1 protein-coding gene is annotated in these 217 nt (G+C 49.3%); it reads right to left on the reverse strand.

What is annotated here, in order from left to right:
• On the reverse strand, nt 1-217 hold a 217-nt coding region (locus HJY11_RS14325), incomplete at both ends, for a helix-hairpin-helix domain-containing protein (RefSeq protein ID WP_279571116.1).

A 217-nucleotide genomic window follows, 5' to 3' on the forward strand; every position in this document is an offset into this window, starting at 1 on the left:
TGAAAATCTGTGCTTCCCTCGTCTCCTCTTTTGTAAGTTTCACTTCTTTTAGAAGTTTCTCATAGCCGGCACGTCTGTCCTGATCCTGAAAATAGTCTGTGAATGACCCGGCAATCACATCACCGATACCGCCGATCTCACTGAGCTCCTCTCTGGTTGCGTCTGCCGTTCTCTGCGGATCCTCGTCAAACTGCTTACAGATCAGTTTCGCCGTAGC

The organism is Bittarella massiliensis (ex Durand et al. 2017) (assembly GCF_017566145.1).
Lineage (GTDB): Bacteria > Bacillota > Clostridia > Oscillospirales > Ruminococcaceae > Bittarella > Bittarella massiliensis_A.